The organism is Geodermatophilus sp. SYSU D01106, assembly GCF_054049995.1.
On sequence record NZ_JBJGYM010000001.1, the window covers coordinates 383717 to 402949 of the forward strand.

General features: G+C 76.6%; 20 protein-coding genes, 1 pseudogene and 1 riboswitch. Of the genes and pseudogenes, 11 read left to right on the top strand and 10 right to left on the bottom strand.

Annotation, left to right across the window (positions count from 1 at the left end; all coding sequences use genetic code 11):
• Positions 1-155: 155 nt before the first annotated feature.
• The 4 genes from ACI78R_RS01985 to ACI78R_RS02000 all read left to right on the top strand — a co-directional run bounded on the left by ACI78R_RS01985 (position 156) and on the right by ACI78R_RS02000 (position 4433).
• On the top strand, positions 156-923 hold the full coding sequence (locus ACI78R_RS01985) for a DeoR/GlpR family DNA-binding transcription regulator (RefSeq protein WP_457039473.1): 768 nt from the start codon (positions 156-158) through the stop codon (positions 921-923).
• Entirely contained in the window at positions 920-1945 is a 1026-nt protein-coding gene (locus ACI78R_RS01990; protein WP_457039474.1) for a 1-phosphofructokinase family hexose kinase, read from the top strand. Before ACI78R_RS01985 ends, ACI78R_RS01990 begins: the two co-directional genes overlap by 4 nt.
• Positions 1946-1963: 18 nt before the next feature.
• Positions 1964-4105 (top strand): PTS fructose transporter subunit IIABC, encoded by a 2142-nt coding sequence (locus ACI78R_RS01995; RefSeq protein WP_457039475.1) that lies wholly within the window; start codon positions 1964-1966, stop codon positions 4103-4105.
• 67 nt (positions 4106-4172) lie between these two features.
• Complete coding sequence (locus ACI78R_RS02000) at positions 4173-4433, top strand: HPr family phosphocarrier protein (RefSeq protein ID WP_073420985.1); 261 nt, start codon at positions 4173-4175, stop codon at positions 4431-4433.
• A gap of 62 nt (positions 4434-4495) precedes the next feature.
• Here the strand turns inward: ACI78R_RS02000 and ACI78R_RS02005 are convergent, their stop codons facing one another.
• Together ACI78R_RS02005 and ACI78R_RS02010 are read right to left on the bottom strand one after the other, a co-directional pair.
• Complete coding sequence (locus ACI78R_RS02005; RefSeq protein ID WP_457039476.1) at positions 4496-4963, bottom strand: SRPBCC family protein; 468 nt, start codon at positions 4961-4963, stop codon at positions 4496-4498.
• A 79-nt stretch (positions 4964-5042) separates the two neighbouring features.
• Complete coding sequence (locus tag ACI78R_RS02010; RefSeq protein WP_457039477.1) at positions 5043-6206, bottom strand: AGE family epimerase/isomerase; 1164 nt, start codon at positions 6204-6206, stop codon at positions 5043-5045.
• 37 nt (positions 6207-6243) lie between these two features.
• Here ACI78R_RS02010 and ACI78R_RS02015 point away from each other — a divergent pair, with 37 nt between their 5' ends.
• The gene (locus ACI78R_RS02015) at positions 6244-7014 is read left to right on the top strand and encodes an SDR family NAD(P)-dependent oxidoreductase (protein ID WP_457039478.1); all 771 of its coding nucleotides are present in this window, start codon (positions 6244-6246) and stop codon (positions 7012-7014) included.
• Positions 7015-7053: 39 nt separating this feature from the next.
• On the opposite strand, the gene ACI78R_RS02020 is transcribed toward ACI78R_RS02015, so the two are convergent.
• Genes ACI78R_RS02020 through pdhA form a run of 3 tightly spaced genes read right to left on the bottom strand, consistent with a single transcriptional unit; the run spans position 7054 to position 10705 of the window.
• The gene (locus ACI78R_RS02020; protein ID WP_457039479.1) at positions 7054-8586 is read right to left on the bottom strand and encodes a dihydrolipoamide acetyltransferase family protein; all 1533 of its coding nucleotides are present in this window, start codon (positions 8584-8586) and stop codon (positions 7054-7056) included.
• Positions 8587-8588: 2 nt separating this feature from the next.
• The gene (locus ACI78R_RS02025; protein ID WP_073420981.1) at positions 8589-9566 is read right to left on the bottom strand and encodes an alpha-ketoacid dehydrogenase subunit beta; all 978 of its coding nucleotides are present in this window, start codon (positions 9564-9566) and stop codon (positions 8589-8591) included.
• Positions 9566-10705 carry a pyruvate dehydrogenase (acetyl-transferring) E1 component subunit alpha gene (pdhA, locus tag ACI78R_RS02030; protein WP_073421876.1) on the bottom strand — a complete coding sequence of 380 codons (1140 nt, stop codon included), beginning with the start codon at positions 10703-10705 and terminating at the stop codon, positions 9566-9568. Before pdhA ends, ACI78R_RS02025 begins: the two co-directional genes overlap by 1 nt.
• Positions 10706-10924: 219 nt before the next feature.
• Here pdhA and ACI78R_RS02035 point away from each other — a divergent pair, with 219 nt between their 5' ends.
• Complete coding sequence (locus ACI78R_RS02035; protein ID WP_454554728.1) at positions 10925-11422, top strand: Lrp/AsnC family transcriptional regulator; 498 nt, start codon at positions 10925-10927, stop codon at positions 11420-11422.
• Between the two features lie 9 nt (positions 11423-11431).
• On the top strand, positions 11432-12499 hold the full coding sequence (locus ACI78R_RS02040) for a M42 family metallopeptidase (RefSeq protein WP_457039480.1): 1068 nt from the start codon (positions 11432-11434) through the stop codon (positions 12497-12499).
• Positions 12500-12536: 37 nt separating this feature from the next.
• Here the strand turns inward: ACI78R_RS02040 and ACI78R_RS02045 are convergent, their stop codons facing one another.
• Positions 12537-12800, bottom strand: coding sequence for a DUF3253 domain-containing protein (locus ACI78R_RS02045; RefSeq protein ID WP_457039481.1), 264 nt, complete (start codon positions 12798-12800; stop codon positions 12537-12539).
• Positions 12801-12853: 53 nt separating this feature from the next.
• Here ACI78R_RS02045 and ACI78R_RS02050 point away from each other — a divergent pair, with 53 nt between their 5' ends.
• On the top strand, positions 12854-13372 hold the full coding sequence (locus ACI78R_RS02050; protein WP_457039482.1) for a hypothetical protein: 519 nt from the start codon (positions 12854-12856) through the stop codon (positions 13370-13372).
• Positions 13373-13390: 18 nt separating this feature from the next.
• Here the strand turns inward: ACI78R_RS02050 and ACI78R_RS02055 are convergent, their stop codons facing one another.
• Positions 13391-14722 carry a serine hydrolase domain-containing protein gene (locus ACI78R_RS02055; protein WP_457039483.1) on the bottom strand — a complete coding sequence of 444 codons (1332 nt, stop codon included), beginning with the start codon at positions 14720-14722 and terminating at the stop codon, positions 13391-13393.
• 15 nt (positions 14723-14737) lie between these two features.
• Positions 14738-15055 (bottom strand): DUF3817 domain-containing protein, encoded by a 318-nt coding sequence (locus ACI78R_RS02060; protein ID WP_457039484.1) that lies wholly within the window; start codon positions 15053-15055, stop codon positions 14738-14740.
• 108 nt (positions 15056-15163) lie between these two features.
• Here ACI78R_RS02060 and ACI78R_RS02065 point away from each other — a divergent pair, with 108 nt between their 5' ends.
• Positions 15164-15697, top strand: a complete 534-nt coding sequence (locus ACI78R_RS02065) for a hypothetical protein (protein ID WP_457039485.1) — start codon at positions 15164-15166, stop codon at positions 15695-15697.
• Positions 15698-15766: 69 nt separating this feature from the next.
• On the opposite strand, the gene ACI78R_RS02070 is transcribed toward ACI78R_RS02065, so the two are convergent.
• Positions 15767-16891, bottom strand: a complete 1125-nt coding sequence (locus ACI78R_RS02070; protein ID WP_457039486.1) for a C40 family peptidase — start codon at positions 16889-16891, stop codon at positions 15767-15769.
• A 7-nt stretch (positions 16892-16898) separates the two neighbouring features.
• A riboswitch (cyclic di-AMP (ydaO/yuaA leader) is annotated at positions 16899-17042 on the bottom strand.
• Positions 17043-17223: 181 nt separating this feature from the next.
• Here ACI78R_RS02070 and ACI78R_RS02075 point away from each other — a divergent pair.
• A complete protein-coding gene (locus ACI78R_RS02075; RefSeq protein ID WP_139252993.1) occupies positions 17224-17445 on the top strand; it encodes a hypothetical protein in 222 nt (73 codons plus the stop codon).
• Positions 17446-17493: 48 nt separating this feature from the next.
• Positions 17494-18570, top strand: coding sequence for a YhjD/YihY/BrkB family envelope integrity protein (locus ACI78R_RS02080; RefSeq protein ID WP_457039487.1), 1077 nt, complete (start codon positions 17494-17496; stop codon positions 18568-18570).
• Positions 18571-18839: 269 nt separating this feature from the next.
• Here ACI78R_RS02080 and ACI78R_RS02085 read toward each other — a convergent pair.
• Positions 18840-19124, bottom strand: a pseudogene (locus ACI78R_RS02085) (penicillin-binding transpeptidase domain-containing protein); the annotation flags it as partial.
• Between the last annotated feature and the right edge of the window lie 109 nt (positions 19125-19233).

Here is a 19233-nt window from a genome sequence, read left to right on the forward strand (position 1 = left end):
GGGATGAGCTGGGGACGCCGTCGTCCGTCGGTGACCAGACTCACGAATCCCTGTTGACTTGTCAACGTAACCAACGTAGAACCACAGAGACACAAGCCAGTTACCACATGTTCGGGCGACCGAGACCAGGATCGGGCCGACGGAGGAGGTGGACGATGTACGCCGAGGAGCGCCAGCAGGCGATCGCCACGCTCGTCACCGAGCAGGGCCGCATCGCGGTCACCGCGGTGGCCGAGCAGTTCGGCGTGACCACCGAGACGGTGCGCCGCGACCTCGCCGTCCTCGAGCGGGCCGGCGTGCTGCGCCGGGTGCATGGGGGCGCGGTGCCGAGCGGCGCGCTGACCCTCGTGGAGACGGCGCTCGTCGAGCGCAACGCCACCCACGCGGAGGCCAAGCGCAAGATCGCGGCGGCCGCGGCCGACCTGCTGCCCGGCGCAGGGGGCAGCGTCCTGCTCGACGGCGGCAGCAGTACCGCCGCGCTGGCCGAGGTGCTGCCGGGCGACCGCGGCCTGTTCGTCGCCACCAACTCGGTGCCGATCGCCGCCCGCCTCGCCACCGCCCCCGGGATCACGCTGCACGTGCTCGGGGGCCGCGTGCGCGGGCTGACGCAGTGCGCCGTCGGCGAGTCCCCCGTGCGCGCGCTCGCCGACCTGCGCGCCGACGTCGCCTTCCTCGGCACCAACGGCATCACCCCCGGCCACGGCCTGACCACCCCCGATGAGGCGGAGGCCTCGGTCAAGCGGGCGATGGTCGCCGCCGGGCAGCGCGTGGTGGTGCTCGCCGACAGCAGCAAGATCGGCCGCGAGCACCTCGTCCGCTTCGCCGCGCTCGACGACGTCGACGTCGTGGTCACCGACGGCGGCGCCGACCCGGGCGACGTCGAGCGGCTGGAGGACGCCGGCGTCGAGGTCGTGGTCGCGTGAGCGCCGCTCCGCGACGGGGCCGGGTCGTCACGCTCACCGCCAACCCCAGCCTCGACCGCACGCTCGCGCTGCCCGGCGCGCTGGCCCGCGGCGAGGTCGCGCGGCTCGGCGCCAGCGTCACCGAGCCCGGCGGCAAGGGCGTCAACGTGGCCCGCGCGCTCGCCGCGGCCGGGGCCGACGTCGTCGCCGTCGTGCCGGCCGACGCCGGGGACCCCCTGGTCGCCGCGCTGTCGGCGCTGGCGCTGCCGCTGGTGACCGTCCCCACCGGCGCGCCGGTGCGCACCAACTACTCGCTCACCGAGCCCGACGGGACGACCACCAAGCTCAACGAGCCGGGCACCACGCTGGACGCCGCGGTGCGCGCCGCGCTCACCGGCGCGCTGGTCTCCGCCGCCGAGGGCGCCGCCTGGGTGGTGCTGTCCGGCTCGCTGCCCCCGGGCACGCCCGAGGACTGGTACGCCGACCTGGTCCGCGCCGTCCGCGGCACCGGCGCCCGGGTCGCCGTCGACACCTCCGAGGCGCCGCTGCGCGCCCTGCTCGCCGCCGGCCCGGACGCCGCTCCCGACCTGCTCAAGCCCAACGCCGAGGAGCTCGGGCAGGTCACCGGCACGAGCGAGGCCGAGCTGCTGGCCGACCCGGCGGCGCTGTCGGCCGCGGTCGCGCGGCTGCACGACGGCGGCGTCGCCGAGGTGCTGCTGACCCTGGGCGGCGACGGCGCCGTCCTGTCCACCGCGGCCGGCGAGGTCTGGTCGGCCCGCGCGCCGCGGATCGCCGTCCGCAGCACCGTCGGCGCCGGCGACTCCAGCCTGGCCGGCCACCTGCTCGCCGACCTCGTCGGCGCGCCCGCTGCCGACCGGCTGCGGCGCGCCGTGGCCACCGGCTCGGCGGCCGCGGCGCTGCCCGGCTCCGCCGTCCCGACGCCGGACCGGGTCGACCCGGCCGCCGTCGCGGTCACCCCCGGCCTGCCCGGGGTGCCCGGCTCCCCCGAACCCGTCCCGGCCGCCGGCCGCGACGTCCCCTGACGCCCCGGAAGGTCCGTCATGTCAGCACTGATCACCCCAGAGCTGGTCGTCCTCGACGCCGATCTCGGCTCCGAGAAGGCCGCGGTCGTCCGCCGCCTCGCCGGCCTGGTCGCCGACGCCGGCCGCGCCACGGGCGCCGAGGCGCTCGCCGGTGACGCCCTCGCCCGCGAGGCGCAGGCGGCCACCGGCCTGCCCGGCGGCATCGCCATCCCGCACTGCCGCTCGGCGGCGGTCACGCAGGCCTCGCTGGCCTTCGCGCGGCTCGACCCGAAGGTGGACTTCGGGGCCGCCGACGGCCCGGCCGACCTCGTCTTCCTCATCGCCGCCCCGGCGGCCGGCGACGCCGACCACCTGACGCTGCTGTCCGCGCTGGCCCGCGCGCTGGTGCGGCCCGACTTCGTGGCCGCGCTGCGTGCCGCCGCCACGCCGGCCGACGTCGTCGCGCTGGTCGAGGAGGTCGTCTCCCCCGGCCCGGCCACCGGCGCCACGGCCGCCACCAGCACCCCGGCGCCGGCCACCACCCCGGCCGCCGCGGCACCGGTGTCCACGGAGAAGACCCCCGCCCGCCGCCGCCTGGTCGCCGTGACCGCGTGCCCGACCGGCATCGCGCACACCTACATGGCCGCCGACAAGCTCACCGCCGCCGCGCAGGCCGCCGGTGTCGACCTCGTCGTCGAGACCCAGGGCTCCTCCGGCGCCACCCCGCTGGCCCCGGCGGTCGTCCGTGACGCCGAGGCCGTCGTCTTCGCCGTCGACGTCGGCGTGCGCGACCGCGACCGGTTCGCGGGCAAGCCGGTCGTGCAGGCCGGCACCAAGCGGGCCATCAACGACCCCGACGGGATGATCCGCGAGGCGCTGGCCGCCGCCGACGACCCGTCCGCGCGCCGCGTCCCCGGTGCCGGCTCGGGCGCCGGCTCCGGTGAGGCCGCCGCGCCGGCCGCGCGCCCGGGCACCGCGTCGGAGATCCGCCGCTGGCTGCTGACCGGCGTCAGCTACATGATCCCGTTCGTCGCGGCCGGCGGCCTGCTGATCGCGCTGGGCTTCCTCTTCGGCGGCTACCAGATCGTCAACCCGAACCCCGACGTCGAGGGCTCCAGCTACGCGCTGAGTTGGGTGCTAAACAACTCGTTCTTCGACCTGCCCACCGCCTCCGGCGTCGAGGGCCTCAACGACGGCTTCCTCGGCTACCTCGGCGCGGTCTGCACCGTGCTCGGCCAGGCGGCGTTCGGCTTCCTGGTCCCGGCGCTGGCCGGCTACATCGCCTTCGCCATCGCCGACCGCCCCGGCATCGTGCCCGGCTTCGTCGTCGGCGCCGTCTCGGTGAGCGTGGGCGCGGGCTTCATCGGCGGCCTGGTCGGCGGCATCATCGCGGGCTTCGCGGCCCGCTGGATCGCCTCCTGGAAGCTGCCCACCGGCGTCCGCGGCCTGCAGCCGGTCGTGATCATCCCGCTGCTGGCCACGCTGATCTCCAGCGGCATCATGGCCGTCCTGCTCGGCCGCCCGCTGGCCGCGGCGCTCGAGGGCCTCGGCAACTGGCTCAACGGCCTGACCGGCACCTCGGCGGTCCTGCTCGGGATCATCCTCGGCCTGATGATGTGCTTCGACCTCGGCGGCCCGGTGAACAAGGCGGCCTACGTCTTCGCCACCACCGGCCTCGCCGCCGGCAGCGGCGCCCCGCTGGTCATCATGGCCACGGTCATGGCCGCCGGCATGGTCCCGCCGCTGGCGATGGCGCTGAGCACGCTGGTCCGGCCCAAGCTCTACACGCCGGCCGAGCGCGACAACGGCAAGGCCGCCTGGCTGTTGGGCCTGTCGTTCATCTCCGAGGGCGCCATCCCGTTCGCCGCGGCCGACCCGCTGCGGGTCATCCCGTCGATGATGCTCGGCGGCGCCACCACCGGCGCGATCGTGGCGGCCAGCGGCGTGGAGCTGCGGGCCCCGCACGGCGGGATCTTCGTCTTCTTCGCGATGAACGGGGTGCTGATGTTCCTGGTCGCGCTGGTCGTCGGCACCGTCGTCGGCGCCCTGGCGGTCACCGTCGCCAAGAGCATCGGCGGGAGGAAGACGGGCACGGACGTCCCCGAGGACGCCGTCGACCTGGCCCACGCGCACACCGCCGGCGCGTCCGCGCCGGCCCCCGGCGCGCCGGCCCGCGTGTGACACGGCAGGCTCGACCCCACCACGACCGTTCCTGAGAAGCACCGTTCCTGAGAAGCGAGGACGACGCATGCCCAGTCAGACCGTCACCGTCGGCTCCCGGGTCGGCCTGCACGCCCGCCCGGCCGCGCTCATCGCCGAGGCCGTGGGCAAGGCAGGCGTCCCGGTCACCCTGGCCACGCCCGGCGGCGCGCCGGTCGACGCCGGGTCGCCGCTGATGATCATGACGCTCGGCGCCCAGAAGGGCGCGGAGGTCACCGTCACCAGCGACGACGCCGCCGTCGTCGAGCGGATCGCCGGCCTGGTGGCCGCCGACCTCGACGCCGAGTAGCCCCGCGCACGACAGCGGCGCCCGTCCCCCGCCGGGGCCGGGCGCCGCGGTCGTCGCGGCCGTCAGGCCTGGTCGGGCCGGGTGAAGTTGGCGCGCCAGGCGCCCGGCTCCGTGCCGCGCGGCTGCATGAACTCCTTGAAGCGCTTGGCGTCGGCCTTGACCTGGCGGTCGTCGAAACCCAGCGCCGCGCCGGCCTTCTCGACGATGCCCGTGGGCTCCCAGTCGATCTGGATCATGACCCGGGTCTTCGTGTCGTCGAGGCGGTGGAACGTCACCACGCCGGCGTGCTTGGCGTCGCCGGAGGTGCTCGTCCAGGCCACCCGCTCCTCGGGGTGCTGCTCGGTGATCTCCGCGTCGAACTCGCGCTTCACGCCGTCGATGTTGGTGATCCAGTGGGTGTGCGTGTCGTCGATCTGCGTGATGCGCTCGACGCCGCCCATGAACTGGGGGAACGACTCGAACTGGGTCCACTGGTCGTAGGCGACGCGGATGGGGACGTCGACGTCGACGGATTCCTGCACGCTGGCCACGGGAACGCTCCTCGTTGCTCGGGATGTCGTTGGGGTCCTCGAGCCCCTACCCCGCCCCGCCGGAGCGGACACACGCAGGTCAGCGCAGCGCGGCGGCCACGCTCCCCCGCACCGGCCGGCCGTCGAGCAGCAGCATCTGGGCCAGGTGGTAGGCGTCGGGCTGCCCGGCCCAGGTGCCGCTGGCGACCTCGCCGGACGGCGTCAGCTCGTGGTGCCAGCTGCCGGTGGCCGGGTCGGCGAAGCGCTCCTCGCCGTGCGCCCGCCAGGTGCGCGCGAGATCGCCGTAGCGCTCCTCCCCGGTCACCGCGCCGAGCACCCCGGCCGCCGCGACCGCCTCGCACAGCACCCAGTGCATGCGCGCCGGCACGACGGGGCGGTCGTCCCAGCCGAGCGTGTACGGGAACCCGGGGGCGCCGTCGGCGGCCCACCCCCGGCCGGCGGCCGCGCCGAACAGGGCGACGGCGTCGTCGAGCAGCCACGGCGGCGCCCCCTCCCCCAGCGCCGCGCGCAGGTGCAGGGCCAGGCGCGCCCACTCGAACTGGTGCCCGACCGTCACGCCGTAGGGGCGGAAGGGGTCGGCCGGGCGGTCGCGGTTGTGCTCGGGCAGCGGCTCCCAGCCGGCGGTGAAGTGCTCGGGGAGCCGCCAGTCGCGCTCGCGCGCCCAGCCGTGCACCACCCGCTCCACGCTGCGCAGGGCCCGCTGCCGCAGCCGGACGGCGTCGTCGCCGCCGAGGGCGTCGGCGGCGGCGAGCGTGGCCTCGACGCCGTGCATGTTGGCGTTGGCGCCCCGGTAGTCCGACAGCCGCGACCAGTCCGGTGTCCACTCCTCGGCGGCGAGGCCCTCGGCGTCGTCCCAGAACCGCCGGTCCCACACCTCGAGCGCCTCGTCGAGCAGTGCCCGGCCGCCCGCGATGCCCGCCGTCGTCGCCGTCGCCCCGGCCAGGACGGCGAAGGCGTGCACGTAGGCCGACTTGGTGCCGTCGTCCTCCGCGGCCCGCCACCCGCCGTGCTCCGCGTCGTGCAGCGGCCCGCCGCGCAGCGCCGCCACCCCGGACGCGGCCAGCTCCTCCGCGCCGGGCCGGCCCAGCAGGTGCGCCAGGCCGAAGACGTGCGTCATCCGGGCGACGATCCAGGTCTCCTGCGGGCGCGGGAGCACCTGCCCGTCGGCGCCGAGGTAGCCGAAGCCCCCGCCGGGCAGGGCGGAGCGGGCGGCGAAGGCGAGCAGCCGGTCGAGGTCGGTCACCCGCCCAGCCTGCCCTGGTCCCGGACAGGATGCCCGCGTGGACGCACACGTGGTGACCGGCGGCGGGCGCGGCGTCGGCCGGGCGATCGTCGAGCGGCTCCTCGCCGGCGGGGCCGCGGTGGTGGTCGTGGAGCTCGACCCGGCCGCCGTCGTCTGGGTCGCCGGGCACCCGGCCGGGCCGCGGGTCGAGGCGGTGGTGGGCAGCGCGGCGGACGAGGCGGTGGCCGGGCACGCGGCCGACCGCGCCACGGCGCTCGGGCGGCTGGCCGGCTGGGTGAACGACGCGGCCGTCTTCCGCGACGCCGCCCTGTCCACCGCGCCGGCCGGCGAGGTGCTCGACCTGATCGCCGCGAACGTGGCGCCCGCCGTCGTCGGCTGCGCCATGGCCGTGCGCCGGTTCCGCGCCGCCGGCTCCGGCGGGTCGATCGTCAACGTCTCCAGCCACCAGGCGCAGCGGCCGGTCCGCGGCGCGCTGCCCTACGCGACCGCCAAGGCCGCCGTCGAGGGCCTGACCCGCGCCGCCGCCGTCGACCACGGCCCCGACGGCATCCGGGTCAACGCCGTGGCGCTCGGCTCCATCCGGACCGAGCGTTCCGACGCCGCGCTCGCCGCGCAGGACGGCGCCGCCGCCGCGGCCACCCGCCGGCAGCTGGCCGCCCTGCACCCGCTGGGACGCGCCGGGGAGGCCGGCGAGGTGGCCGAGGCGGTGGCCTGGCTGCTGTCCGACGCCGCTGCCTTCGTCACCGGGGCGGTGCTGCCGGTGGACGGCGGCCGGTCGGCGTACGGCCCGGACCCCGAGGAGACCTGAGGTCCGGGCCGCAGCGCCCGTCAGGAGGGCAGCGCCCGGTCAGAAGGCGAGCGCCGTCCCGGGGTCGGACAGCAGCGCGCCGACGTCGGCGAGGAACCGGCTGCCCAGTTCGCCGTCGATGATCCGGTGGTCGAACGACAGCGCCAGCTGCGTCACCTGCCGGACCCGCACCTTCCCCTTGTGCACCCACGGCATCTCGCGGACGGCGCCGAAGGCGAGGATCGCCGACTCGCCGGGGTTGAGGATCGGCGTGCCGGTGTCGACGCCGAACACGCCGACGTTCGTGATGGTGATCGTGCCGCCGCTCATGTCGGCCGGCGCGGTCCGCCCGGCGCGCGCCGTCTCGGTGAGCCCGGACAACGCCCCGGCGAGCTCGACCAGCGACAGCCGGCCGGCGTCCTTGACGTTCGGCACGACCAGCCCGCGCGGGGTGGCCGCGGCGATGCCCAGGTTGACCTGCCCGTGGACGACGATCTCCTGCGCGGCCTCGTCCCAGGAACTGTTGACCATCGGGTGCCGCTGCGCGGCCAGGAGCAGCGCCTTCGCCACGAACAGCAGCGGGCTGACCTTGACGCCGGCGAACTCCGGGCGGGCGGCGATGCGCTGCCGGAGCTTCATCATCCGCGTGACGTCGACGGTGAGGAACTCCGTGACGTGCGGCGCGGTGAACGCGCTGGCCACCATGGCCGCCGCGGTCGCCTTGCGCACGCCCTTGACCGGGATCCGCTCGCCCGCGGCGGCCGCGGCGGCCGCGGCGGGCACGGCCGCGAGGGCCGGGGCCGGGGCGGACGCCGGCGCGGGCCCGGCCGCTGCCGCGGTGACGTCGTCACGGGTGATCACGCCGCCCGCGCCGCTGCCGGTGAGCAGGGCGAGGTCGACGCCGAGGTCCTTGGCCAGCTTGCGCACCGGCGGCTTGGCCAGCGGGCGCGCCCGCCCCCGGCCGGGCCCCGCGGGACGCGACGGCGCGGCCGCCTCGGTGCGGGCGTGCGCCTCGGCCTGCCGGCCCACCTCGAGCCCGCCGTGCCGCACCGGCTTCACCGTGGCGTCGGGAGCGGTGGCCAGCAGCGGCGGGCGCTCGGCGCCCCCGGAGCCGTAGTCGGCGCCGACGGGCTCGGGCGCGAGGGCCGGCTCGGCGGCGGGCCCGGAGGCCGGCGCGGCGTGGACCGCCCGGCGCGGGCGGCGGCGGGCCTCGGTGTTCCGCGGGCCGTAGCCCACCAGCACCGCGGTGCGGCCACCCGGGGCCGCTCCGCCGATCAGCCCGGCGGCGGGCTCGGAGGCACCGTCGGCCGGGGCGGCGGCCGGCGCGGGCGCGGGCGCCGGGGCGTCCCCGCCGACGTCGATGGTGATGATCGGCGTGCCGACGTCGACCGTCGTCCCCGGCTCGAACAGCAGCTCGGTGACCGTGCCGGCGAACGGCGAGGGCAGCTCGACGGCGGCCTTCGCCGTCTCCACCTCGCACAGCGGCTGGTTGACCGTGACGGTGTCGCCGACGGCCACGAGCCACTGCAGGATCTCGCCGTCGGTGAGGCCCTCCCCGACGTCGGGCAGCTTGAACTGGCGCAGCTCACCCATCGTCAGAAGCCCATCGAGCGGTCGACGGCGTCGAGCACGCGGTCGAGGTCGGGGAGGTACTCCTCCTCGAGCTTCGACGGCGGGTAGGGCGTGTCGTAGCCGCCCACGCGCAGCACCGGCGCCTCCAGCGAGTGGAAGCACTGCTCGGTCACCCGGGCGGCGATCTCCGCGCCGAGGCCCAGGGTCACCGCGGCCTCGTGGACGACGACGCAGCGCCCGGTACGCCGCACCGAGTCGAACACCGGGTCGAGGTCGAGCGGGGAGAGGGTGCGCAGGTCGACGACCTCCAGCGACCGGCCCTCCTCCGCGGCGGCCTCGGCGGCCTGCAGCGCCGTCTTCACCATCGGGCCGTAGGCGAGCACGGTGACGTCGTCGCCGCCGCGCACCACCCGGGAGGCGAACAGCGGGTCGGGCGTGGCGTCGGGGTCGACCTCGGCCTTCTCCCAGTACCGCCGCTTGGGCTCGAGGAAGACGATCGGGTCGGGGTGGGCGATCGCCTGCTGGATGCCCCAGTAGGCGTCGACCGGGTTGCTGACGGCGACCACCTTGAGGCCCGGCGTGTGCGCGAAGTACGCCTCCGGGCTCTCGCTGTGGTGCTCCACCGCGCCGATGCCGCCGCCGAAGGGGATGCGGATGACGATCGGCATGGCCAGCCGGCCGCGCGAGCGGGCGTGGATCTTGGCCACCTGGGTGACGATCTGGTTGTAGGCGGGGAAGACGAACCCGTCGAACTGGATCTCGCACACCGGCCGGTAGCCGCGCATGGCCAGCCCCACGGCGGTGCCGAGGATGCCGGCCTCGGCCAGCGGGGTGTCGACGACGCGGTCCTCGCCGAAGTCCTTCTGCAGGCCGTCGGTGATGCGGAAGACCCCGCCGAGGCGGCCGATGTCCTCGCCCATGAGCACGACCTTCGCGTCGTCCTCCATGGCGCGGCGCAGGCCCAGGTTGAGGGCCTTGCCGATCGTCAGCGTCTCGGCCATCAGTGCCCGCTCCCCTCGAAGGAGGCCTGGTAGGCCTCGAACTCCGCCTGCTGCGCGGCGAGCTGCGGCGTCTGCTCGGCGTAGACCCGGTCGAACATCGCCGTCCCCGGCGGGTCGGCCATCTCCAGCGTGCCCTTGCGGATCCGCGCGGCGAGCTCGTCGGCCTCGCCCTCGACGCCGTCGAAGAAGGCCTGGTCGGCGATGCCGCTGCGGGACAGGTGGGCCTTGAGCCGGGCGATCGGGTCGCGCAGCTTCCACTCCTCCAGCTCGCTGGCCAGCCGGTAGCGGGTGGGGTCGTCGGAGGTGGTGTGCGCGCCCATCCGGTACGTGAACGCCTCGATGAAGGTGGGGCCCTGCCCCTCACGGGCGGCCTGCAGGGCGGCCCGGGTGACGGCCAGGACGGCGAGGACGTCGTTGCCGTCGACGCGGACGCCGGGGAAGCCGAAGCCGGCCGCGCGCTGGTACAGCGGGACGCGGGACTGCCGCTCCAGCGGCACGCTGATCGCGTACTGGTTGTTCTGGCAGAAGAAGACGACCGGCGCCGAGAAGCTGGCCGCCCAGATCATCGCCTCGTTGACCTCGCCCTGGCTGGTGGCGCCGTCGCCGAGGAAGGCGAGCGTGGCGCTCTCCGCGCCGTCGCGCTGCAGGCCCATCGCGTAGCCGGTGGCGTGCAGGGTCTGTGCGCCGATGACCACGGTGTAGAGGTTGAAGCCGGTGTCCACCGGGTCCCAGCCGCCGTTGTCGACGCCGCGGAACAGGCTGATGACGTGGAGCGGGTCGACACCGCGCACCCAGGCGACGCCGTGCTCGCGGTACGTGGGGAAGGCCATGTCGTCGGCGGCCATCGCCCGGCCGGCGCCGATCTGGGCGGCCTCCTGGCCGAGCAGCGAGGCCCAGATGCCCAGCTCGCCCTGGCGCTGCAGCGCGGTGGCCTCGACGTCCCAGCGGCGCACGAGCGCCAGGTCGCGGTAGAGCGAGCGCAGTTCCTCGTCGCTGACGTCGATCGAGTACTCGGGGTGCTCGACCCGTTCGCCCTCCGGGGTCAGCAGCTGCACGAGGCCCGGCTGCTGCGGGAGATGGGGGGCCGCCGCCCCCGGTACGGGGTCGACCACCTCGGTGGTCGCGCTGGACAGGCTCACGCGCTGCTCCTCGCCGTCGTCCGCGGCCGCCGGGGTCACCGGCGGGGCCGCGGGATGGGACGTGTGTGTGGCACCGGGGTGTGGCACCACTCACACATCGTGGCACGCCCCGCTCGGCTCCGGAGCACACCACCCCCCGGACGGGATGCGCAAGACCGCCACGACGGATCGAGCAGATCGCGCACTGCTAGGACGTCCGACCATGTCAGACTGAGCAGCGTGCCCCCCGGCCCCGATCGCCTGGACGCCACCGACGCACGCCTCGTGCAGGCGCTGACCGACGACCCGCGGGCCACCGTGATGGCGCTGTCGCAGTCGCTCGGGTTGGCCCGCAACACCGTCCAGGCGCGCCTGGCCCGGCTCGAGTCCAGCGGCGTGCTCGCGCCGTTCGCCTCCCGGGTCCGGCCCGAGGCGCTCGGCTACCGGCTCAGCGCCTACGTGACCGTGCAGGTCGTGCAGCGCAGCCTCGAGGAGGTGGCCGCCGCGCTCGCGGCCCTGCCCGAGGTGCTCGAGGTGACCGCGCTGTCGGGAGCCGCCGACCTCCTGGTGCGGGTGGTCGCCGTCGACGCCGACGACCTGTGGCGGCTCACCGAGCAGGTGCTGGCCCTCCGCGGCGTCCAGCGCACGGACACCGCGCTGGCGCTGCGCCGGTACGTCGACCACCGGGTGGACCCGCTGCTGGAGCGGGCGGCGGGAGAGCGCCCGCCGGCCGGGTAGGGCACCCCGGTGCCCGACGCCACGCCCCTCCCCGACCTGCTCGACGAGCTGCTGCGCACCTACGGCCCGTGCGGCGAGGAGGGCGCGGTGCGCGACGTCGTCCGCCGCGAGCTCGAGCCGCTCGCCGACGAGGTGACCGTCGACCCGGCGGGGAACCTGGTGGCGCTGCTGCACGGGACGGACCGGTCCGCACCACCGGTCCGGGTGGCCGCGCACCTCGACGAGCTGTCGATGATGGTCAAGCGGGTCGAGCCCGACGGCACGCTGCGCGTGACCTCGCTCGGCGTCATGTACCCCGGCAACTCCGGCCTCGGCCCGGTCGCCGTCCTCGGCCGGCGGGAGACGCTCACCGGCGTGCTCATGCTGGGCTCGGAGCACACCACCACCGACTCCATGCGCATCTGGGAGACCAAGCCGGACCAGGGCGACAAGGCGATGGACTGGTCGCACGTGTACGTCTTCACCGGGCGGTCGGCGCAGGAGCTGGGCGACGCCGGCGTGCACCCCGGCACGCGGGTGTGCGTGCACGCCGACCGCCGCGGGCTCACCCGCTTCGGCGACTTCCTCGGCTCCTCCTTCCTCGACGACCGCGCCGCGCTGACCGCCCTGGTCGGCACCGCGCGGCTGCTGCGCGGGCGCCCGCACGCCGACACGTACCTGCTGGCCACCACCAGCGAGGAGATGGGCGGCATCGGCGCCACGTACGCGAGCCGCACGCTGCCCGGCGAGCTGACCGTCGCCCTCGACGTCGGGCCCGCCGAGCCCGAGTACCAGGTCACCGTCGACGGCGGGCCGGTCGTCGCCTACGCCGACGACGCCGTCGTCTACGACCGCCCGGTCGCCGACGCGCTCGTCGACGTCGGCCGCGAGCTGGGCCTGGCCCCGCAGACGGCGGTCTGGCAGTCCTTCGACTCCGACGCCTCGCAGGCCCAGGCCGTGGGCCAGGCGGCGCGGGCCGCGCTGGTCAGCCTGCCCACGCTGAGCACGCACGGGTACGAGGTGCTGCACGCCGGCACGGTCGACCGCACCGCCCGGCTGCTCGCCGCCTTCCTCGCCCGCCCCCTGCCGCCGGTCTGACCGCCGCTCCCACTGCTGCCGGGCCGACCGCCGCCGGTCAGCCGGCCCGGCGGATCCGCACCGGTCCGCGGGCGGTGGCGACGTCGACCACCGCGCCGCGCTGGGTCACCTCGACCTCGCCCCGCGCGGCGAGCCGCCCGGCCACCTCGCGCGCCTGCGGCATGAGGTCGCGCCAGCGCTCCGGGGCGACGGCGCGGGCCGCCTCCGACGGGCAGATCGTGGCGCCGGGCGCGCGGGCGTCCAGCAGGGCGCCGATCGCGCGCTCGAGGGCGGCGTCCGTGTCTCCGGCCGTCTCCTCCACTCCCCCACTGTGCGCCGTTTCCGCAGGTCGCGCCCGCGGGTACCCCGTCGGCCATGGCGAGGGAGACCCCGGTGGGGACGTTCGGCAAGGGCAAGCGCGGGATCAGCACGCTCGGCTGGGCGGTGCGCGGCGCGGCCGCCGGGGCCGCGGGCACCACCGCGCTCAACGCCGTCACCTACCTGGACATGACGGTCCGCGGACGCGGCACCAGCTCGACGCCGGAGCAGACGGTCGAGGCGCTGGCGGCGAAGGCGCACGTACCGATCCCCGGCGACGAGGAGCACCGGGCGAACCGGATCGCCGGCCTCGGGCCGATCACCGGCCTCGCCGCGGGGATCGGCGTCGGCGTCGTCGTCGGGCTGCTGCGCGCCTCCGGCTTCCGGTCGCAGCCGCTGGTGGGCACGGTGCTCACCACGCTCGGCGTGCTCGTCGCCTCGAACGGCCCGATGACGGCGCTGGGCATCACCGACCCGCGCACCTGGTCGGCCACCGACTGGGTCAGCGACGTCGTGCCGCACCTGGCCTACGGCGCCGTCGTCAAGACGACGATGGACGCCTTCGACCGTCCCTGACGGCCGGGGGCGTCCCCCTCAGGACGCCGTCCAGCCGCGGTCGTCGACGCCGCCGGGCACCGGTGCGGCGGGGTCGTAGGGCGTGCGGGTGAAGACGAACGTGCCGACGTCGAGGTGGTCGGCCGCGATCGTCAGCGTCTCGCCGGCGTAGTAGCCGTCCAGGCCCACCCACGTGCCGTCGTCGCGGCGGCGGAACCGGCTGGCCCGCCCGCTGCGGCCGGGCAGCGGCCCGAGGTGCAGCAGGCCGCCGGCCACCGCGCGCAGCGCCAGCGGCGCCGGGCCCCAGTACCAGACGCCGAGCTGCTCCAGCGGCACCGGCGGCTCCGCCGGCCGCCAGGCGTCGACCACGCGCGGCTCGGCGGCGCGCAGGTCGGCGAGCAGGCCCGGGACGAGCGCCGGGTCCAGCCCGCTGGTGGTGTTGGCCAGCGAGACCCCGCCGGCGCCCTCCTCGCGGTCGACGAACACGCCGGCGAGGAAGCCCGGCATCGAGCCGCCGTGCCCGACCAGCGTCCGCCCGTCGACCCGCAGCACCTGCAGCCCCAGCCCGTAGGACGACCAGGACGGCGACGACGGGTCGACGCCGGCCGGCACCGCCATCTCCTCCAGCGTCGCGGGCGCCAGCACGTCGCCGGTGTCGCCCAGCAGGAAGACGGCGAAACGGGCGAGGTCGTCCAGCGTGGCCCACAGCTGCCCGGCGGCGGCCATCACGCCGGCGTGGTGCTCGGGCTCGGGGAGGGCGACGTCGGCCCAGGGGTGCACCGCCCAGCCCTGCGCCGCCCGGCCGGAGGGCCGCGGCGTCGTCCGGGTCATGCCGAGCGGGGTGAGCACCTCCCCGGCGACGACGTCGTCCCAGGAGCGGCCGCGCGCCCGGGCGACGAGCTCGCCGAGCAGGCCGAAACCGAGGTTGGAGTAGTGGAAGCGCCGGGCCTCGCCCAGGACGACGTCGCCGCCGTCGAGGCCGAGCTCCTCCAGCGAGCCGCCGGGCACCCGCTCCCACCAGCCGCCGGGGCTCTCCGCCGACGCGCCGGCCAGGTGCGAGAGCAGCTGCCCCACCGACCGGTCGCCGAACGGCGTGCCGGGCACGTGGTCCTCGAGCGGGTCGTCGAGGCCGAGCCGGCCCTCGTCGCGCAGCCGCATCACGGCGACGGCGGTGACGGTCTTGCTGATCGAGCCGAGCCGGTACTGGACGTCGGCGTGCGGCTCGGCGACGTCGCCGCGGCCGGCGGACCAGGCCAGGCCGCCGTCCCGGACCACGCCGGCGACCAGGCTCGGCGCCCGCCCGTCGCGCTGCGCGCGGGCGGTGCGGGCGAGCAGGGTGCGGGCGGTGGCGGGCAGCACGGGCTCGGGCATGCCCGGAACCGTAGGTCAGGCGCGGGCGGGGACCGCCAGCCGCCCGGTGCGCACCGCCCAGCGCTCGAACACCACGGTGGCCAGCGGCGGGATCGACGCGACGAGCGCGAGCAGCGTCGTCCAGCGCGACCAGCGCAGCACCCGGGCGGCGACGAGCGTGACGAGCACGTAGGCGACGAACACCGCGCCGTGGACGGGCCCGAAGACCTGCACGCCCACCTCGGAGGTCTCGGGCACGTACTTCACGTACATCCCGGCCAGCAGGCCCACCCAGGACAGCGCCTCGGCGACGGCGACGACGCGGAAGGCGAGGACGACGGTGCGGGGGTTCATCGGTGCGGTCCTCGGGGTCGGGGGCGGGCTCGGGTCCGGAGGGTCCAACGCGGCGGGGTGGCCGGGTGTCCCGGACGGCGGTGTGACCTGGGTGGCAGGGTCGGCGCCGTGCGGGGTCTGGCGCGGCGGGAGTTCTGCCTGGTCCTGCTGCGCCGGATGGCCGACCTGCGGCCCGACCTCGTCGCCGGCGCCCTCCCCCGGCTCGGGGCCACCCGGGCGGAGGCGCACGCGGCGCACACCCGCTGGCAGGCACTGCACCACGCGCCGCGGGCGCCGCGCGGGCTGGCGCTGCGGGCCGCCGTCCTCGGGCCGGCCGAGCACGTCGAGGTGCGCCCGTTCGGCGACCTGGAGCTCGACGTGCGGCACTGGCCGCTGCCGCTGTGGCCGCACCTGCGCTGGGAGGTGCTGTCCACCGTCGAGGGCGCCGTGCTGCACGAGCACCTGGTGCGTGCGCCGGGCTCCCCGGTGCCGCCGGCCGCGGACGGGCGGCTGCGCGTCTGGGAGCACGTGGTCGCCGACGTCAGCGGCCTGCCCGGCGCGGAGGAGGCCGACCCGCAGGTGGTCACCCGCTGGGAGGTGCGGCTGCCCTCCGGCGACACCGCGGCCTTCGTGTGGGGGCTCCTGCAGCAGGTCCGGAGGTGACGAGCCGGAACGGCCCCCCTGCAGCGGCCCGCCCGAGCCTGCGAGCGGTGGGGGCAGGGAGGTCCTTCGTCAGCCGATGCGGCGGGCGCCGGCGTAGCCGCCCATCGAGTCGATGCTCGCGACCTTGACGACGTCACCCGAGGTCGGCGCGTGCACCATCTGGCCGTTGCCGATGTAGATGCCCACGTGGCTCACCGGGCTGTAGAAGAACACGAGGTCGCCGGGCTGCAGGTTCGCGCGGGAGACCGCGGCGCCCATCTGCGACTGCATGCGGCTGGAGTGCGGGAGGCTGATGCCGGCGGCGCGGAAGGCGTACTGCGTCAGGCCGGAGCAGTCGAAGGAGCCCGGGCCGCCGGCCGCCCAGACGTAGGGCTTGCCGCGCTGGGCCATGGCGGTGGCGACGACGGTGCCGGCGACGCCGCTCGCGGGCGCCGCGGCCGGGGCGGACTCCCCGGAGGACGAGGACGAGGACGCCGACGACGGGGCGGCCGGCTCCTCGCGCTCCTCGTCGCGGCTGGCGCGCTGGCTCTCGGCGGCGTGCGCGGCCGCGGCGGCCTCGAGGGCGGCGCGCCGCTCCTCGGCGGTGAGCCGGGCGAAGTCGGCCTGGTAGTCGGCGATCTGGCCCTCGAGGTCGGCCTGCTGGGCGGCGACGGCGTCGTACTGGCGCTGCGCCTCGGCGGCGTGCTCGGCGGCGGCGGTCTGCGCGGCGGTGGCGGCCTCGGTGGCGGCCGCGGCCTGGCCGAGCAGCTCGCCCTGGTAGCCGGCGACGCCCTGGAGCAGGGTGACGCGGTTGACGAACTCGTCGGCGTCGTCGCTGGTCATGAGGGCCTGGAGCGGACCCATGGTGTCGCCGGTGTAGGCCGACCGGGCGATGCCGACGACCTGCTGGCGGGCGGCGTCGACGGCGGCCTGCGCCTGGGCGAGGGTCGCGGCGGCGGCCTCGGCGGCGGCCTGCTGGGCGCTCAGGGCCTCGCGCGCCTCGTTGAACTGCTCGGTGACGACCTCGAGCTCGTGGCCGCGGGCGGCGACCAGCTGGGCGGCCTCGGCCGCGGTGGCGGGCTCCTCGGCCTGCGCGGGGACGGTGCCCAGGCCCAGCCCGATGCCCAGGGCCCCGGTGAGGGCGAGGGCGGCGCGGCGGCAGCGGGAGCGGCCGGTCGCGGGCATGCCGGGGACAGACGTGCGCAGGGACGCCACGCGCCAGTTCTCCTCTTCCCAGGCCGCCTACCGGGTTAGCTGACGGGTTCGGGCGTGGACTCGCCCGGCGCGTGCGGACACGCGCTGCACCCCAGGACTGCGGTGGGTCCCCGGCCCGGCCTCCCGGAGGGAGGACCGGCTCGACGGCGTCCTCGGGGTGTCACCCAGGTTGGTGACGGAGCGCCCCGTTGGACGTACTGAGAGTAGGGGGCGTGACCGAGGCGTGACAATGGGTTTCTTGTAATTCCATGGCTCACACCGCGGCCCCGGCGGGAGCAGGAGGACCGACCCCGCCGGTTTGGGACCGGCCCGGGACGTGTAGGAGTCTGCTCATGTCCTCCTCCACGCGGATGCGCCTCGCCCGCCCGCTCGTCGTGCTGGCCCTCCTCGGCTCGCTGACGGCCTGCGGCGACAACACCGACTTCACCCGCGGGCCGACGAACTGCGACTCCAGCGGGGAGAACGCCAGCAACGAGAACGACGCGAGCTGCCAGGAGACCGGGGTCAACCCGGGCAACGACGCGCCCACCACCGACGACAGCTCCGACGACTGACCGCCTCCCCGAGGGGCGTGCGGACGCGGCGGCTGGTGGCGTGACCCGGTGAGCCCCGGACGGACGTGGACGGCGGCCCGGCTGCGCGCCGAGTCGCGGGGGCTGCTCGGCGGCGCCCGCCGGCGGCTGCTGGGCCGCGACCTCGCGCTCATCGGCGCCGGGCTGACGTTCTACGCCGGCATCGCGGTGGTGCCGCTGCTGCTCGTGGCGGTGCGGCTGACCGCGCTGGTGACCTCGCGGGACGAGGTCCGGGCGCTCAGCGCGCGGTTGGCCGAGCTGCTGCCCACCCCGCTGGGCGCGCCGGAGGCGGTGGAGCGCCTGGTCGCGGCCGGCGTCCGGGTGGACCTGCTCGGCTTCGTCCTGGCGCTGCTGCCGCTGTCGCTGTACGGGGAGGGCCTGCGGCGGGCGCTCATGCGGTTCAGCCGGCGGCAGGAGAACCTCACCGCCTGGCGGGGGCGGCTGTCGGCGCTGCCCCTGGTCGTCGTCACCCCGCTGCTGCTGTACCCGCTGCTGCTCGCCGCGCGGGTCATGGCGGACCTGGCCCGGGAGGACGGCGTCGGGCCGGCGCTCGGCCGGTTCTTCGTCGGCTACTACACGGTGCTGTTCGTGCTCACCGTGCCACTGCTGTGGGGCTTCGGCGTGGTGGCCGGCGGGCGGCACCGCTGGGGCGCGCTGGTCAGCGGCGCGCTGTTCACCGCGGCCTGCCTGTCGGGGTTCCTGCAGGGCTTCGTGCTGTTCCTGTCGCTGCCGCTGGACCTCGGCGCGCCCTTCGGCGGCCTCGACGCGGTCGGCGCCGTGGTCGCCATCGGCCTGTGGCTGTTCCTGCTGCACCTGGTGCTGCTGAGCGGCTGGCTGCTCACCCAGGCGCTCGACGAGCGGCTCGGTCAGCCCGCGGGCTGGCCGGGCCAGCTGCCGCCGCCCCCGGGCCAGCCCCCCTCGGGAGCGGGTGCACCGGGCGCCGGCGGGCCGGGCGCGGGCTCCGGCCCGGCGGGCGGCGGGCCGGGCTCCGGCTCGGCCGGTGGCGCCTCGGGAGCGGGCGCCGGCCCGGGATCGGGCGCACCGGGCCCGGGCGCCGGCGCCGGTTCCGCGGGCGGCGGCTCGGGCTCGGGGGCGGGCTCCACGTAGTCGCTGCCGTTGCTCACCCGGATCGACACGACCTGGCCGGGCACCGCGCGGCCACCGCGCGGCGGGCTCGTGCCGAGCAGCGTCCCGGGCGCCTCGTCGCTGTCGACGCGCACCGTCCGGGGCTCGAAGCCGGCGTCGGTGAGCGCCCGCTCGCAGCCGCGGACGCTCGAGCAGCCGGGCACCGGGCGGGTGTTGCCGTTCATCACGGTCTCGTCGGCGGGCGCGAAGTCGCTGCTGCCGCGGGCGGTGAGGATGGGCTCCATGGCGTCGCGCCAGATCGTGGCCCCCTTGCCGCCACCGAAGCCGCCGACGTCCTCGTTGCGCTTGGGGTTGAGCACCATGACGCTCGCGGTGATCTCGGGCGTGTAGCCGACGAAGGCGACCGAGTAGTTGTCCTGCGAGGTGCCGGTCTTGCCGGCGATCTGGTGCCCGCGGACGTAGGCGCGCGACCCGGTCTGGCCCGGGTTCCCCGGCTCGACGTCCTTGCGGAGCATCTGGTTCATCGTGTTCGCGACGCCCGGCGGGATCGCCTCGGGCGTGCACCGGTCCCCCACCGCCAGCGGCGGGGGGGGGGGGGGGGGGGGGGGGGGGGGGGGGGGGGGGGGGGGGGGGGGGGGGGGGGGGGGGGGGGGGGGGGGGGGGGGGGGGGGGGGGGGGGGGGGG

What these genes read in the sequence shown, in the direction of transcription:
- ACI78R_RS01985 (WP_457039473.1), top strand. Translation starts at nt 156, where the DNA reads ATGTACGCCGAGGAGCGCCAGCAGGCGATCGCCACGCTCGTCACCGAG.
- ACI78R_RS01995 (WP_457039475.1), top strand. Translation starts at nt 1,964, where the DNA reads ATGTCAGCACTGATCACCCCAGAGCTGGTCGTCCTCGACGCCGATCTC.
- ACI78R_RS02000 (WP_073420985.1), top strand. Translation starts at nt 4,173, where the DNA reads ATGCCCAGTCAGACCGTCACCGTCGGCTCCCGGGTCGGCCTGCACGCC.
- ACI78R_RS02020 (WP_457039479.1), bottom strand. Translation starts at nt 8,586, where the DNA reads ATGGGTGAGCTGCGCCAGTTCAAGCTGCCCGACGTCGGGGAGGGCCTC.
- ACI78R_RS02025 (WP_073420981.1), bottom strand. Translation starts at nt 9,566, where the DNA reads ATGGCCGAGACGCTGACGATCGGCAAGGCCCTCAACCTGGGCCTGCGC.
- ACI78R_RS02050 (WP_457039482.1), top strand. Translation starts at nt 12,854, where the DNA reads ATGGCGAGGGAGACCCCGGTGGGGACGTTCGGCAAGGGCAAGCGCGGG.
- ACI78R_RS02055 (WP_457039483.1), bottom strand. Translation starts at nt 14,722, where the DNA reads ATGCCCGAGCCCGTGCTGCCCGCCACCGCCCGCACCCTGCTCGCCCGC.
- ACI78R_RS02060 (WP_457039484.1), bottom strand. Translation starts at nt 15,055, where the DNA reads ATGAACCCCCGCACCGTCGTCCTCGCCTTCCGCGTCGTCGCCGTCGCC.
- ACI78R_RS02075 (WP_139252993.1), top strand. Translation starts at nt 17,224, where the DNA reads ATGTCCTCCTCCACGCGGATGCGCCTCGCCCGCCCGCTCGTCGTGCTG.